Annotated in this window: 14 protein-coding genes; 8 read left to right on the top strand and 6 right to left on the bottom strand. The window is 65.4% G+C overall.

Features of this window, described 5'->3' with window-relative positions; translation table 11 throughout:
• Positions 1-178 precede the first annotated feature (178 nt).
• The 6 genes from ACFWU5_RS24425 (at position 179) to ACFWU5_RS24450 (ending at position 4,249) form a co-directional block, all read left to right on the top strand.
• A complete protein-coding gene (locus ACFWU5_RS24425; RefSeq protein WP_379269096.1) occupies positions 179-1,024 on the top strand; it encodes an LmeA family phospholipid-binding protein in 846 nt (281 codons plus the stop codon).
• Entirely contained in the window at positions 1,021-1,455 is a 435-nt protein-coding gene (locus tag ACFWU5_RS24430) for a thioredoxin family protein (protein ID WP_379269098.1), read from the top strand. Before ACFWU5_RS24425 ends, ACFWU5_RS24430 begins: the two co-directional genes overlap by 4 nt.
• A 275-nt stretch (positions 1,456-1,730) precedes the next feature.
• Complete coding sequence (locus ACFWU5_RS24435) at positions 1,731-2,201, top strand: DUF4395 domain-containing protein (protein WP_379269100.1); 471 nt, start codon at positions 1,731-1,733, stop codon at positions 2,199-2,201.
• Between the two features lie 30 nt (positions 2,202-2,231).
• Complete coding sequence (locus ACFWU5_RS24440; RefSeq protein ID WP_379241235.1) at positions 2,232-3,065, top strand: sulfurtransferase; 834 nt, start codon at positions 2,232-2,234, stop codon at positions 3,063-3,065.
• A 5-nt stretch (positions 3,066-3,070) separates the two neighbouring features.
• The gene (locus ACFWU5_RS24445; protein WP_378910248.1) at positions 3,071-3,376 is read left to right on the top strand and encodes a DUF1416 domain-containing protein; all 306 of its coding nucleotides are present in this window, start codon (positions 3,071-3,073) and stop codon (positions 3,374-3,376) included.
• Between the two features lie 180 nt (positions 3,377-3,556).
• On the top strand, positions 3,557-4,249 hold the full coding sequence (locus ACFWU5_RS24450; protein ID WP_379269102.1) for an FABP family protein: 693 nt from the start codon (positions 3,557-3,559) through the stop codon (positions 4,247-4,249).
• A gap of 394 nt (positions 4,250-4,643) precedes the next feature.
• Here the strand turns inward: ACFWU5_RS24450 and ACFWU5_RS24455 are convergent, their stop codons facing one another.
• Positions 4,644-5,609, bottom strand: coding sequence for an Rpn family recombination-promoting nuclease/putative transposase (locus tag ACFWU5_RS24455; RefSeq protein WP_379269104.1), 966 nt, complete (start codon positions 5,607-5,609; stop codon positions 4,644-4,646).
• A 124-nt stretch (positions 5,610-5,733) separates the two neighbouring features.
• On the opposite strand from ACFWU5_RS24455, the gene ACFWU5_RS24460 reads away from it, so the two are divergent.
• Positions 5,734-6,048, top strand: coding sequence for a type II toxin-antitoxin system Phd/YefM family antitoxin (locus ACFWU5_RS24460; RefSeq protein WP_379269105.1), 315 nt, complete (start codon positions 5,734-5,736; stop codon positions 6,046-6,048).
• Between the two features lie 429 nt (positions 6,049-6,477).
• On the opposite strand, the gene ACFWU5_RS24465 is transcribed toward ACFWU5_RS24460, so the two are convergent.
• The 5 genes from ACFWU5_RS24465 to ACFWU5_RS24485 form a co-directional block, all read right to left on the bottom strand.
• Positions 6,478-8,031, bottom strand: a complete 1,554-nt coding sequence (locus ACFWU5_RS24465; protein WP_379269131.1) for an ATP-binding cassette domain-containing protein — start codon at positions 8,029-8,031, stop codon at positions 6,478-6,480.
• Positions 8,032-8,186: 155 nt separating this feature from the next.
• Positions 8,187-10,034, bottom strand: a complete 1,848-nt coding sequence (cydD, locus tag ACFWU5_RS24470) for a thiol reductant ABC exporter subunit CydD (RefSeq protein ID WP_379269133.1) — start codon at positions 10,032-10,034, stop codon at positions 8,187-8,189.
• Between the two features lie 25 nt (positions 10,035-10,059).
• Positions 10,060-11,076: a cytochrome d ubiquinol oxidase subunit II gene (gene cydB, locus ACFWU5_RS24475; protein ID WP_379269107.1), complete on the bottom strand. Its 1,017-nt coding sequence runs from the start codon at positions 11,074-11,076 to the stop codon at positions 10,060-10,062.
• Between the two features lie 9 nt (positions 11,077-11,085).
• Entirely contained in the window at positions 11,086-12,534 is a 1,449-nt protein-coding gene (locus ACFWU5_RS24480; RefSeq protein ID WP_379269108.1) for a cytochrome ubiquinol oxidase subunit I, read from the bottom strand.
• A 135-nt stretch (positions 12,535-12,669) separates the two neighbouring features.
• Positions 12,670-13,575: an aminodeoxychorismate lyase gene (locus ACFWU5_RS24485; protein WP_379241226.1), complete on the bottom strand. Its 906-nt coding sequence runs from the start codon at positions 13,573-13,575 to the stop codon at positions 12,670-12,672.
• A gap of 122 nt (positions 13,576-13,697) precedes the next feature.
• Between ACFWU5_RS24485 and ACFWU5_RS24490 the strand changes: the two genes are divergently transcribed.
• The gene (locus ACFWU5_RS24490) at positions 13,698-14,804 is read left to right on the top strand and encodes a YgfZ/GcvT domain-containing protein (RefSeq protein WP_379269110.1); all 1,107 of its coding nucleotides are present in this window, start codon (positions 13,698-13,700) and stop codon (positions 14,802-14,804) included.
• Positions 14,805-14,809: the final 5 nt, after the last annotated feature.

A 14,809-nucleotide genomic window follows, 5' to 3' on the forward strand; every position in this document is an offset into this window, starting at 1 on the left:
TATTCTCGTTGCTTCGCGGCCGACAGCTGCCGCGCAGCTACGTCGCCGAAACACAGGTCAATTCAGCAGCAACATTAGCCCCTATACGGCCACGACCTCGCAACACGGCGTCGCTTTTGTGACATTCTCGGTCGCTCCCGATGTCTCGAGGGCGGTGCCAGCCGCTAGTCTGCCTCTTATGCGCAAGCTGATCATCGGGCTTCTCTGCCTGGCCGGTTCGGCGGTGGTCATCGATTTCGGCACCGCCGCCTACACCGAGTACCACGTCTCCCGTCAACTGCGGGCAGGCGCGGATCTGTCCGCCGATCCCGAGGTCACGTTCCACGGCTTCCCGTTCGCCGTCCAGGCGATGAACAACCGCTTCGACGACGTGACGATCCGCGCGCGCGGCGTGCGCCCCGACATCCCCGGCGAGATCGGCATCGAAGCCGAACTCCAAGGGCTGCATGCCCCTACGAGCCGACTGCTGGACGGCGCGGCCCGCAATGTGCAGGTCGATCGCATCGACGCGAAGATGCACATCGAGCCCACCGAGCTCGGCAAACTGTTCGGCATTCCCGACCTGCAGGTGCACACCCGGCCCGCCGACAAGTCCGACGGCACCGGCGGTTCCGGCGGTTCGGGCATGACCACCGCGGGCGGCCTGGTGCTCACCGGCACGCTGTCCACCGCGCCCAACGGTCGCGTCCTGAGCGCGAACGTGGTCCCCACCGGCAACAGCACCAAGGTGCCCGTGCAGGTGCAGGCCGATCTGTTCCTCGTCGGCGATCAGGTCCGCATCCAGGCCACCGGCTTCTACCGCGACAAGAGCAGCGGCCCGACCGACACCACCGCCGCGACCAAGTCCGAGATCTCCGACGAAGATCGCGCCGCGGTGCTCGAGCGGTTCAGCCGTACCATCGATACCAAGGAGTTGCCGTTCGGTGTCGCACCGTCGGAGGTGTCGGCGCTGGGCGGTCAGATCGTCGTCGAAGGTGTGGGCCGCAACGTCACCATCGACCTGGACAGATTGCAGCATCCGTGATCGAGATCGTCATCCTCGCCGTCGTCCTCGCGACCGCCGTCGCGTTGGGCTTGTTCCTGTCCCGCAGGCAGGGCCAGGTCCGCCCCGCCACGCTCGACCCGGACACCGGGCAGCGCACCCGCCTGCTCGACGCGGCCGGTGTGACCGGCGCGGCCCCCGCGGTCCTGCACTTCTCCGCCGACTGGTGCGGGCCGTGTGATGCCGTCCGACGCGTGGTCGCGTCCGTCACCGACGAGCTGTCCGATTCCCCGAACGCCCCGCGCGATATCGAGATCGACATCGACGCCGATCCAGCGCTGGCCCGCGAACTCAACGTGCTCTCGCTGCCGACGACCTTCGTCTTCGACGCCGAAGGAAAAGAACGTTTCCGCATCTCAGGCGTGCCGAAGGCGGGCGATCTGCGCACCGCCCTCGAACCCCTGACAGTGTGATCCAGCCCCCTATCCAGGGGCCCCGAGACATTCCCCGGGAAGACCGGGTAAACTATCCAACGTGCAAACCGACCACGAGCTGATGCTCACCCGACGCCGCACAGTTGACCTGTGTCGCCTCGGTGGTTGTTGCTGCCTGTGCTGCTGATCGGTCGGCTTTTTCTCTCCCGAGATTTCTGACGTCGACCTGTGCCCGCCGTGCGAGTGATCTTCACGATCCCCCGGCGAACAGGCAGATCCCCCTTGACTCAGCTTCAAGCGCAGGAGTTCGCACAATGACCCCTTCCGATTCCCCACCTCGCGTCGATGTCCGCGGGCCACGTTTCGTGGCCTGGGTGACCACCGCCGTGCTGGTGCTCGTCCTGCTCGTCGCCACCGTGTCGACCACCGCCGCCGCCGTCCTGATCGGCGCGCAGGCCGTGGTTTTCGCGATCGGCGCAGCTGCGGGCCCCGCAAAGGGCCCCTACGGCCGGATCTACGCCGCGTTCATCGCGCCGCGTAACGGCCCCACCACCGAGACCGAGCCCGTCCCGCCGCTGCGTTTCGCGCAGGCGCTGGGCTTCGCGTTCGCCGGTGTCTCCCTGCTGGGCTTCGCGCTCGGCTCCTCGATCGTCGGCGCGGTGTTCGCCGGCTTCGCCCTGTTCGCGGCGTTCTTGAACGCGGCGTTCGGGGTCTGCCTGGGCTGCCAGATCTACCCGTTGGTCGCCCGCTTCCGCCGGACCACCCCCACCCCGGCACCGAACTGACTCCCCTGCACGTCTTCTGAAAGGAACAACATGGCTCGCTCCGATGTCCTGGTCTCCGTTGACTGGGCCGAAGAGAACCTCAACGCCCCCGGCATCGTCTTCGTCGAGGTCGACGAGGACACCTCCGCCTACGAAGGTGGCCACATCGAAGGCGCCATCCGCCTCGACTGGAAGGCCGACCTGCAGGATCAGGTCAACCGCGACTTCGTGAACCAGGAGCAGTTCTCCGACCTGCTGTCGGCTCGCGGCATCAGCAACGACGACACCGTCGTGCTGTACGGCGGCAACAACAACTGGTTCGCCGCGTACGCGTACTGGTACTTCAAGCTGTACGGCCACAACGACGTCAAGCTGCTCGACGGCGGTCGCAAGAAGTGGGAGCTCGACGGTCGTCCGCTCTCGCGTGACGCGGTCTCGCGCCCGGCCACCCAGTACAAGGCCGCCGCTCCCGACCTGAGCATCCGCGCGTTCCGTGACGAGGTCATCGCGGCCATCGGCACCAAGAACCTGGTCGACGTGCGCAGCCCCGACGAGTTCTCGGGCAAGATCCTCGCGCCCGCGCACCTGCCGCAGGAGCAGAGCCAGCGTCCCGGCCACATCCCGTCGGCGATCAACGTGCCGTGGAGCAAGGCTGCCAACGAAGACGGCACCTTCCGCAGCGACGCCGACCTGGCCGAGCTGTACAAGGCCGCGGGCCTGGACGGCGAGAAGGAAACCATCGCCTACTGCCGCATCGGCGAGCGTTCCTCGCACACCTGGTTCGTGCTGCAGGAGCTGCTGGGCCACCAGAACGTCAAGAACTACGACGGCAGCTGGACCGAATACGGTTCCCTCGTCGGAGCACCTATCGAGTTGGGAGCGTAATCAATATGTGTGCAGCACCTACCCAGGGTCAGGCCATCCCCGCCGGCGTCGACGTGGAGAAGGAAACGGTCATCTCCGGCCGTGTCCTGAGCACCGACGGCCAGCCCGTCGGCGGCGCGTTCGTGCGTCTGCTGGACGGCAACGGTGATTTCACCGCCGAGGTCGTCGCCTCCGGCACCGGCGATTTCCGTTTCTTCGCCGCACCGGGTTCGTGGACCCTGCGCGCGCTGAGCTCGTCGGGCAACGGCTCCGCCGAGATCAGCCCCGAAGGCGCGGGCATCCACTCCGTCGACGTAGCCGTCGCGAAGTAAAGAAGCTCACAACGGCCCTGGTAGTTCCTGTGCGGGAACTGCCGGGGCCGTTTTCGTATCTTGCCGCCGGAGTCGCTAGACTTCGGTTGTGGTCCTCTTCTTCGAAGTACTCCTGGTGGCCGTGTCGATTCTCATCGGCTGGTTCGGCCTTTACGTCTTCTACCGCTTGTTCACCGAGTCATGAGCGGGCTCGCTAGCGAGGGTTCCGATCCGGCCGAGCAAGCGAGTACTGAATCAGCCGCGGCGCAACGTCGCAGCGGTGACGAGGCCGTAGAAGTAGCCGCGGAACGCGCGAAAGCCACTGGCGCCCGAAACATTTCGGTGCTGCCAGACCTTCCGCTGCCCGAAGACACGGCGAACCTGCGCCAAGGCCCCGACCTCAACCACGCCATGCTGGCCCTGATCCCCCTGGTGGGCGTGTGGCGCGGCGAAGGCGAAGGCCACCACCCCACCGAGGGCGGCTACGCCTTCGGCCAGCAGATCATCGTCTCCCACGACGGCGGCGAATACCTGACCTGGCAATCCCAAACCTGGAAACTCGACAGCGAAGGCGCCTACGAGGGCCCCGACCTGCGCGAAAGCGGTTTCTGGCGGGTCGCCGGTGAGAGCTCCGAAAACGAAATGATCGAACTGTTGCTCACCCACAGCAACGGCGTCATCGAGCTCTACTACGGCAAGGCCCGCAACCAGTCGTCCTGGGAGCTGGCCACCGACGTCTCCATCCGCACCCAGTCCGGCGCGGTAGTAGGCGGCGCGAAACGCCTCTACGGCATCGTCGACAACGGCGACCTGGCCTACGTAGAAGAACGAGTAGACCCCGACGGCGACCTCGTCCCCCGCCTGTCCGCGCGCCTGCAGCGCTACGTCGGCTGAGAATCTTCCCCCGGCCCGCCCAGATCCCTGGGCGGGCCGTTCTCTTCCGGAAATGGTGCGACCCCCGAGCCATTCCGTCTGGACGACGAACCCGGTTGGATCATCCGGGGGCTCGGGGGTCGGGTGACTGCTTGGGATTCACTCTCAGCTCCGCTGGGGGCATCCCGCAGTGAAGCTGCTAGCGAGCAGCCACCTCACGCATCCGTTGAACATACATTCCTCAGACCACCTCCTCTCTTGTGTACTGAAGAATCTATCCCCCACCGCCACACCCCGCAATTGATTTAATCGCGGCGCTGACCTGCGAATTCATCCTTGCGTCGCCGAGGCACCCGACCTCGAGGAGCGACTCGCGCTTCGCGGGGGCCGGGGATGTCGGCACGGAGCGAGCAGGCTACGCGAACACTTCCGCCAAGGAGTCAGCGGTCAGCACGCGCCTGGCCCACAAATGAAGTTCGTCAGCATCGGCCACCTGAACCCGCTGCGCGACCGCGCTCGGCAACGGACCGAACTTGGCAGTCAGCATCTCGACCAGCATTTCGACGCGGCCTTCCGCGCGCCCACGCGCTTCCAGCCGTTCCGCTGTAGTCATCACAACTTCCTTCGCTCGAGGACCGAGTCGATCGGTCAAGGGCTGCAGATCAGTGACGCCCACATCGCCGACGATGAACAGATACGTCACCAAAATGTCGAACTCGCGGACACCCGAAGGCCCATCCAGCAGCGCCCGTAGCTCGTCAACCACCTCCATGATATCCGAGCCGAGGTGGGGATTACCTGGTCCGATCTTGTGCATGATCAACATCAGCTGCGCCGCCGGGGTCAACTCGCGCGCACGCAAGGCCGCGACATCCAGCGGGGCGACGTCATCGAGAAGGAACTCGAACCGTGGCAGGTACCGGTAGAGCGGGTCACGGGTGACGTCATCGAGGTCGATCAGATCGCTGAGCTGGGTGGGAGCGGTCCAGCGCAGACCGGTGTGGGTGCTGTGCACCACCAGCGGAAGAACGAATGGCAGCACCTCCGGCTTGGGATGCTCGTCCAGGTGCCGCCGCCAAATATTGACCACGTAACCGAGCATCCGGAATGCCATCAGCTGGTCACTGCACGACTGGTGCTCGATCAAAATGTAGATGTAGGCGCCTCGGCCGTCGATCGTGGTCCGGTAGAGAACGTCGCTGTACAGCGAGCGAAGATCCTCGGTGATGAAACTGCCCGGCACCAGCACCATCCCGTCGAGATCGATGCGAGCGGCGAGTTCCGCATCGATGTTGACCCGGATCTCACTGGCCGCGTCGGCCGCACGACTGAGGACCTGACGCGCGTAGGCATCGTGCGGATTCGACGGCTTCCTTGTCATAGCGAAAAGCTACCGCCTGGGTCCGACACGGCGCCAATCAGATCATGTTGCGCGACAACGATGCTCAACTCCGCACCGAGCTTTCAGCCTTGCCAGACATGACACCAGCGGCCATCCTCGAAGCATGACCAGGACGATCACCCAGACCCAACTCTGCACCGGCACTGCAGCAGTGTTGGACGCGCTCGAAGTGGGGGAGAACTTCATCATCACCAGAAACGGGAATTCCGTGGGCGAGTTGCGGCCGGTCCCGGTGCCGCGGCATGTGCTGACATCCGACCTCCAGGCACGGCTCGCACGCTTCGCAGGGGTCGAAGATGCGGCCACGGAGCGCGCCGAGATCGACGCAGTATTCGGCGAGGACCGAGTCGATCGTCGCGTCGGAACTTTGGATCTGCCGGCACGAGACGAATCTGAGGCCGATCCGGTAGCCACGTAGGGCGATCCCAATTCTCGGAGACGCCGCGCCCCCTTCTCCACGTGGTCAGTTGGAGGGGTGACCGCTCGAGGCCATTAGGCGACTCCAGGTTCTCTTCCACCAAGTATGTGTGCGAGGCATTAAAAGCAGCGGAGAGGACAGCACCATAATGGCTAGGAGTACGTAAACGTACGTCTCTGCGAGCACAGGTGGCGCAATGGCGAGTGCGCATGCGAGAACCACCAGAGTGAGTAGCACGAAGATGGGCCAGCGATCCTGGTTCCAGGCCTCGAATGCACCCACCGCAGACCCGCTGCCGATAAGAAGGACCAGGAGAAATAGCGGGAGACTCCACCGTTTATTCGATACACCCATCCAGCTATCGAATCTTCTGGATTCCGTCACGCATACTCCGATCAACAACTCAGGTTGTCGAGGACCGCGGGCTGTCTATGTTGCTGATTCCGGTGGGTCGACGGTGATGATCGTATCGGCGTGGTGGGTGGTGGGGAGTTGGTGGGTGACGACTACGACTGTGCGGTTGGGGGCGACCAGGCCGCTGTTGGGGTCGAGGAGGTTACGTAGGAGTTGGTCGCCTTCGGTGGCGGATAGGTGTTCGGTTGGTTCGTCCAGGAGGAGGGTTTGGGCTGGGGAGAGGAGGGCTCGGGCTAGGAGGAGGCGGCGGCGTTGGCCGCCGGAGACTGCGGCGGCGCCTGCGGTGAGGGGGGTGTGGATGCCGTTGGGGAGGGAGGTGAGCCAGGGGGTGAGACCTACTGTGTCCAGGGCGTTTTCGGCTTCTTCGGGGGTGAGGTCGCCGCGGGCTACTCGGAGGTTTTCCAGGATGGAGGTGCCGAAGAGGTGGGCGTCTTCGGCGAAGAAGGTGACCCCTTCGCGTGGAGTGTCGAACAAGCCCGCCCATCCCATCAGCAGCGTTGTTTTGCCTGCGCCGCTGGGGCCGACTACGGCGATTCGGCGACCCGCAGGCATTGCGATCGTGGCCGGGCTGTTGACGGGTGGGGATGAATTCGTCGAGATGCCGCGGAGGCGGTGCAGGGCTGCGCGGGACGTGGTGAGGGTGGTTGCGGCGGCGGGGAGCGCGGCGACGGCTTCGAAGGCGGAGAGGGGGACCAGGACCAGGATGGTGAGGGCCATGGGGGTCATGCCGCCGGGGAGTCCGCCGGTGGGGCCGTAGGCGGCGAGGCCGACCAGTAGGGCGCCGAATGCGCTGATGCCGATCGAGAGGGGGGTGGCTGCGGCTGCCCATGCGCTTCGGGAGGCGGCGGAGTCTTCGGAGACAACGGCTCGGTGAGATGCCTTGTCTGCCACTGAAATTGCCGCGTCAAGGCGCCCTGCGACGCGCAGTTCAGCTGCGTGGTCGAGAACGGTCAATGCCTCGGCGGTGAACTCGGCTCGGTCGGCGCGCACGGCCCGTTCTGCTTCCTGGGCGGCGACCGCCGACAACCACGGCGCGAGGATCCCTGAAACACCCAGCGCCACAGCCAAAATCACTGCCGCCAACGGCGAGATGAACGCGATCAACCCCACCGCGGCAAACGACAGCACCACTGCCACCGCGACCGGCACCAGCACCCGGACGACAACCGCCCCGAGGTCGTCGATATCGGCACCGATCCGGACGAGCACGTCCCCGCGCCGCAGTTCGCGATCCGTACTCTGCTCTTCACTGCGCCGGCGATCCCGCCACCACCACACATCGGACTGCGCCAACGTCCGATACACCGAGGTCCGAGCGGTCGTCATCGCCCGCAACGCCACATCGTGCGTGGCCAGGCGTTCCAGGTACCGACACAACCCGCGCGAGATACCCAACGCCCGCACCGCGACCACCGCGACACTCAGGTCGAGGACTGGCGGCATCTGCCAAGCCCGTGCGATCAACCACGCGGCGAGCGCGGCCAACCCGAGCCCACTGCCCAATGCGGCCACACCCCACGCGATCGCGATCGCGACCCGCCCCGGGGACAATTCCAGCAGCCGCCACATCTCGCGCAGATCCCGAACAACACCGCCCTCCGATTTCCCCCCGCGCGAACCCGCGACGGCATCTACTCGATCCTCGCCGCGGGTCGCGTACTTCTTCGTCCGAGCATCGCGAATGGTGCCCGCACCACCGGATCGTTCCTGCTTACGCGTGGAAATCACGAGACCCGCACCTCCTGGCCGGTTCGGTCGGACGTTGCAACGCCGGCGACCACCTCGACGACCACATCTGCCGCCGCGAGAACTGTCGGTCGGTGGGCGATGACGACAACCGTCGCACCGCGATCGGCGAGTGTGCGCAAGGTATCCAGCACACGTCGCTCACTGTCGGGATCAAGGTGAGCGGTGGGTTCGTCCAAGAGCAGGATGGGCCGATCGGCGGCGAGGACGCGAGTCAATGCGAGGCGTTGGCGTTGACCGAGGGACAAGCCCGTGCCGTTCTGTCCGACGACCGTGTCCCAGCCGTCGGGGAGTTCGGCCAGCACTTCATCGAATCCTGTTGCCGCACTGATCCGTTGCAAATCTACCGCACTGTCGGACCGCGCGCCGAGCAACTCGATGTTCTCGCGCAAGGTTCCGGGAACGAGCACCGGCCGCTGCGGCAACCACGCGATCCGACTCCACCAACTGTCCGGATCGAGCTCGCGAACATCGGTGCCGTCTACAAGAACAGCGCCTTCATCGGGCGAAATCAACCCGAGAATCGCCTGGAAGGCAGTCGATTTCCCGCATCCATTGGGCCCGGTCAGGGCAGTCACGACACCTGGCGCGAGTTCGGCAGTCAACTGGTCGGGCGCGGTCCCTGATCTGGCATCAACAGTCAACCCGCGCAGCACAATTCGCGCCACGCCTACCTCAGCGGTAGCACGGGATTCGCCGATGCCCACCACCGTCGATTCAGCATCGGGAAGCGCACGTTCCGCTGCGTCGGACTGCCGGTCCGCCGCACCGGACCCCCGATCCACCCCCTCCCCCGGCTCCAACACAGCAAACGCCCGCTGCGCCGCAGCCATCCCATCCTGCGCCGCATGAAACTTCTCCCCCACCACCCGCAACGGCCAATACACCTCGGGCGCCAAAATCAATGCCACCATCCCGCTGTACAACGCCATCTCCCCGAACACCAACCGCAACCCGATGGCCACCGCGATGATCGCAACACTCAGCGTCGCAAGACTTTCCAACACCATCGACGAAAGAAACGCCATCCGCAGCGCACGCATGGTCCGCTCCCGCAGCGAATCCCCCAGCGCCTGCACCTGTTTCACCATCGAAGGCCCCTCGGCCCCCTCGCGCCCGAGCGCACGCAGCGTCGGCATCCCCGCGAAAAGATCCAAGATCTGATCGGACAACCGAGTGGTCGCCGCGAGCGTGGCCTCGGCCCGCCCTTGCGTGAGCAGCCCGATCAGAATCATGAAGACAGGAATCAACGGCACGGTGATCACCGCGATCAGCGCGGACGTCGGATCGTGAAACGCGATGACTATCAACACAACCGGTGGCACCAAACAGGCCAACAACAGCGCGGGCAGGTACCCCGTGAACCACCCGCGCAACCCACTGAGCCCATTACCGACAACCACCGCGATCTCGGTCCGCCGCGCATCCAACTCCCGAGGAGGCAGCAACGCCCCGGCCCGCAACACCGCAGTCTCGAGCTCAGCGACCACCGCAGCCCCGGCCCGATGCGCCAACCGCGCCTGCCACCAACTAGCCAATCCCCGCACCGCGACAGCGACAGCAATCGCCACCAATTCACCTGTCCACGAACCGAACTCACGCCTGCTCGGATCAGTGATGACCCCCGCCAACACCCGCCCCAACATGATCGCCATCACCACGATCGTCCCCGTGATCACCATCGCCAACGCGACCGCGACCACCAGATGCGGCCGAGCCGACTGCGCATATCGCCACAGCCGAGGATCAACGGGCCCCTTCCGTCGACGAGTCGCTACCTCGTCGACGGGCACCGACCGTTCGTCTTGCGACAAGCTCTCCGACACCACAGCGTCCGACCTTTCGCGAGCACTAGACAGGCAAACCCACCGGCGGCGGAATCTGTTCGACTCGAATTCGCTGCCGGAAAACCCAATAGGTCCATCCCTGATAAATCAGTACTACCGGCGTAGCGAGCACCGCCGCCCAGCTCATCACCTTCAACGTATACGCCGTCGATGACGCGTTGTAGATGGTCAGGTCGTAGAGCGGGTCGATCGTCGACGGCATGACATTCGGGAACATCGACCCCACGATCAACACGGTCGCGGAAACAACAGTAAGGGTCGTTCCGACAAAGGCCCATCCATCACGCCCGGCCGTATTCGCCACGCCCGCGAGCACGAGCCCGAGCACCGCGGTCGCCACCATGATCCAAGTCCAGGAGGCCCCATAGGCGAGCTGCGTCCACAGCCCGAACCCGCCGACCACCATCGCGGTAGGAATCAGCAGTAACCTGGCCAGCCGCACAGCGTCCGTTCGAACGTCGCCCGCGGTTTTGAGCACCAGGAAAACCGCACCGTGCAGCGCGAACAGAGTCGCCGTCGCCAACCCACCGAGCAGTGCGTACGGGCTGAGCAACTCCCACACCGACCCCACCACCTGCCTGTCCGCGTTCAACGGCACCCCGCGCACCAGATTCGCGAACACCCATCCCCAGGCCAGCGCCGGAATCCACGACCCGATCCCGATCCCGACATCGCACCAGGCCCGCCACTTCGGATCGTTGATCTTGCCCCGGTATTCGATCGCGCACACCCGCAGGATCAGCGCGACCAGCAGCAGCAACAACGCCAGGTAGAACCCGGAGAACATGCTGGCGTACCACTCGGGAAACGCCGCGAACAGCGCCCCACCCGCGGTGATCAGCCAGACCTCGTTACCGTCCCACACGGGCCCGATCGTGTTGAGCACCACCCGCCGCCGCGTGTCGGACCGCCGACCGAGAATCGGCATCAACATTCCGACCCCGAAGTCGAACCCCTCGAGCACGAAGTAGCCGGTGAACAGCACCCCGATCAGGACGAACCAGAACTGTTGCAGACCCATCGTCGGCTCCTAGTACGCGAAGGAAAGCTGGTCGTTGTCGGGCCGGTCCGTGGCCTGCTTCGGCGTGTCCGGGCCTGCTTCGACGTACCGCCGCATCAGGTAGAACCACACCATCGCCAGCGCGCCGTACAGCACCGTGAACACCACCAGCGAGAACACCACGGTCCCGACGGAATGCCCGGATACCGCCTGCTGCACCGTCATCCGAATGTTCGGGTCGCCGGTCGGGTTGGGCACCACCGCCCACGGCTGACGCCCCATCTCGGTGAACACCCACCCCGCGGCGTTGGCCAGGAACGGCGTGGGAATGGCGAGCAGGCTCAACCACCCGAACCACCGCTGATCAGGGACTCGGCCGCCGCGGGTGAGCCAGAATCCGGCCAGGAGCAGCAGCACCGACCCGCCGGCCAGGCCGATCATGGCGCGGAACGACCAGTAGGTGACGAACAGATTCGGCCGATAATCACCGGGCCCATAGGCGACGTTGTAGGTCTTCTGCAGGTCGACGACACCATCCAAGGTCACCCCGGTGAACTCACCTTTGGACAGATACGGCAGCACATACGGCACTTCCAGTACGTGCACGACACTGTCGCAATTGTTGTGCGTGCCGACGGTGAGAATGGAGAAGTCGGGGTCAGTTGCGGTGTGGCACAACGATTCCGCCGAAGCCATCTTCATCGGCTGCTGCTCGAACATCAGCTTGCCTTGAATATCGCCGGTGAGAATCAACGCGGCCCCGGACAGCGCGACCACTACCAGTGACGCCCGTCCCACCGGCCGCCACATCGTTTGCGCCTCAGCAAGTTTAACCGAATCACCACTGCGCGCATTACGCACCATCCACCAGCCGGCAATACCGGCCACGAAGGTTCCCGCAGTCAGAAACGCACCCGCCACCACGTGCGGAAAAGCCGCCAACGCAGTGTTATTGGTCAACAGCGCCCAAATACTTTCCAGCTCAGCACGTTTGGTTTCCGGATTGTACCGAGCCCCCACCGGATGCTGCATGAACGAATTGGCGGCGACGATGAAGAACGCTGAAGCGTTGACCCCGATCGCCACGATCCAGATGGTCGCCAGGTGCACCAGCCGAGGCAGTCGAGTCCACCCGAAGATCCACAGTCCGATGAACGTGGACTCCATGAAGAACGCGATCAGCGCCTCCAAAGCCAGTGGCGCACCGAACACATCGCCGATGAAACGCGAGTACTCGCTCCAGTTCATCCCGAACTGGAATTCCTGCACGATGCCCGTGGCCACGCCGAGGGCGAAGTTGATCAGGAACAGCTTGCCGAAGAATTTGGTCAGGCGGTACCAGCGTTCGTTGCCCGTGATCACCCAGGCGGTCTGCATCATCGCGATCAGCGGCGCGAGGCCGATGGTCAGCGGGACGAACAGAAAGTGGTAGACGGTCGTGATCCCGAACTGCCACCGGGAGACATCCAGGGTGTCCATCCGACCTCCACCGATCTACTACGACGACTTGTAGTAGATCGTACGCCCGCAACCACCCGCATCAAGGGTGACAACCGCCACGGTGCGCGAAAAGCCTTACCGCAGGGGCGCGCCCACCCGCGCCCCACGCAACGGTCACCAGTCTCCGATGGTCCCCGGCCGTTCGATCCCCAGGTCGACCAGGTCGATGATCTCCTGCGCGTTGTCGGGCGCCGACAGGCGAATGCCGTCGAGCTGGTTCACCCGTGCGGCCAGGGTCACACTCGACAGCAGCCAGATGCTGTCACAGTCGAAAAGGTCTGCGGTGAACAGTGTTTGGTACTTGCACTCCCACCCCGCCTTCTCGGCCACATTGAACAGCGCCCGCTGGGTGACACCGGGCAGCACACCGCTTTTCTGCGGCACGGTGATCAGTTCCTTGCCGCGCGCGATCACCACCGACGAGCGCGGGCCTTCCAGCACCTTGTGTTCGGTGCTGTGGAAGATCACGTCGTCGGCGCCCATCCGCCGCGCGAACCGCAGCGCCGCCATATTGGTGGCGTACGACAGCGTTTTCGCGCCCAGCAGCTGCCACGGCGCGGCCTGCGCGAGGTCGACGGAGATGCCGCGCGCCAGCGACATCACCTTCACGCCCTCGGCCCGCACCGTCGCCACGCGCGCGGGCACCGGGGAGACGAGCACATACGCGGTGGGCTGCGGATCCTCGGGCGCGAGCTCCGAGCGCGGCGCGTCGAATTCGGAGTCGCGGCCGCGCGTGTAGATCAACCGCAACATGCCTTCGGATTCCGAACCCCATTCCTTCACAGCCAATTCCACCGCGGAGCGCCAGCGCGACAGGCCCGGCTCCGGCAGTTCCAGTGCCTGCGCCGAGCGACGCAGTCTGGCCAGGTGGAATTCCAGCGCGGTTGCTACTCCGCCGCGCACCAAAATCGTTTCGAATACTCCATCGCCGCGCAGTGCGCCGATGTCGTCGGCATACAGTGACGGCACGTTCGCGTCGGCGACCGTCCCGTCGAGTGTCACAAGAACCCGTTCTCCCATGCGCGAAGCGTAGGCGTTATCGGTCCGTGACGTGTACCGCTGCTAAGAATCCGGCTCGCGACGCGCGGCGGTCGGCGGCCCGCGTGCGGCGCGTGTCGGCCAACGCGCCTACAGTGGGTGTCGTGTCACAGGTCGTCGCCCCCAGTCCTGTTCTTCATACTCCGGGTGCCGTCGCGGGTGCTCCCGATACGCCGGACGCCGCTGTCGCCTGGCATTACGGCGATCCGTTCGGTGAGCAGAAGGCCGCCGCGCAGCGAGTCGCGGTCGTGGATCGCTCCCACCGCAGCCTCGCGACGATCACCGGCGCCGAACGCCTGAGCTGGTTGCACACCATCACCAGCCAGCACATCGCCGCGCTGCCCGACGCGCACAGCGCCGAAACCCTCGACCTCGATCTCAACGGCCGTGTCCTGAACCATTTCGTGCTCACCGACCTCGACGGCACCCTGTGGCTGGACACCGAAGCCGACCGCGGCCCCGCCCTGCTGTCGTTTCTGCAGAAGATGGTGTTCTGGGCCGACGCGAAACCCGTAGCCGCCCCCGATCACGCCGTGCTGAGCCTGCTGGGCCCACAAGTGGACACGCTGCTGCCCGCCCTCGGTCTCGACGGCCTGCCCGAGACCTACGGCGCCGTCGCGCTTCCCGGCGGCGGCTTCCTGCGCCGGATGCCCGGCGACTCCTTCGACCTCATCGTCCCCCGCACCGACCTGTCGTCCTGGTGGACCAAGCTGACCCAGGCCGGCGCCGAACCCGCAGGCATGTGGGCCTACGACGCGCTGCGAGTGGCCGCGGTGAAACCCCGAATCGGCATCGACACCGACGAACGCACCATCCCGCACGAGGCCCGCTGGATCGGCGGCATCGACGAGCACGGCGCGGTACACCTGAACAAGGGTTGCTACCGCGGCCAGGAAACCGTCGCCCGCGTCCACAACCTCGGCAAACCCCCACGCAACCTCGTGCTCCTGCACCTGGACGGCTCCGCCGACGAACGCCCCACCACCGGCGACGACGTCACCGCGGGCGGCCGCACCGTCGGCCGCCTCGGCACCGTCATCGACCACTACGAACTCGGCCCGATCGCCCTGGCCCTGGTCAAACGTTCGGTCCCCGCGGGCACCGAACTGGTAGTCGGCAGCATGGCCGCCGCCATCGACCCCGACTCGGTCCCCGCCGACGACGTCGAGCAGGCAGGCCGCGCCGCCGTCAACCGGCTGCGCGGGCGATGAACCCC

This window comes from Nocardia sp. NPDC058640 (genome assembly GCF_042716995.1).
GTDB lineage: Bacteria > Actinomycetota > Actinomycetes > Mycobacteriales > Mycobacteriaceae > Nocardia.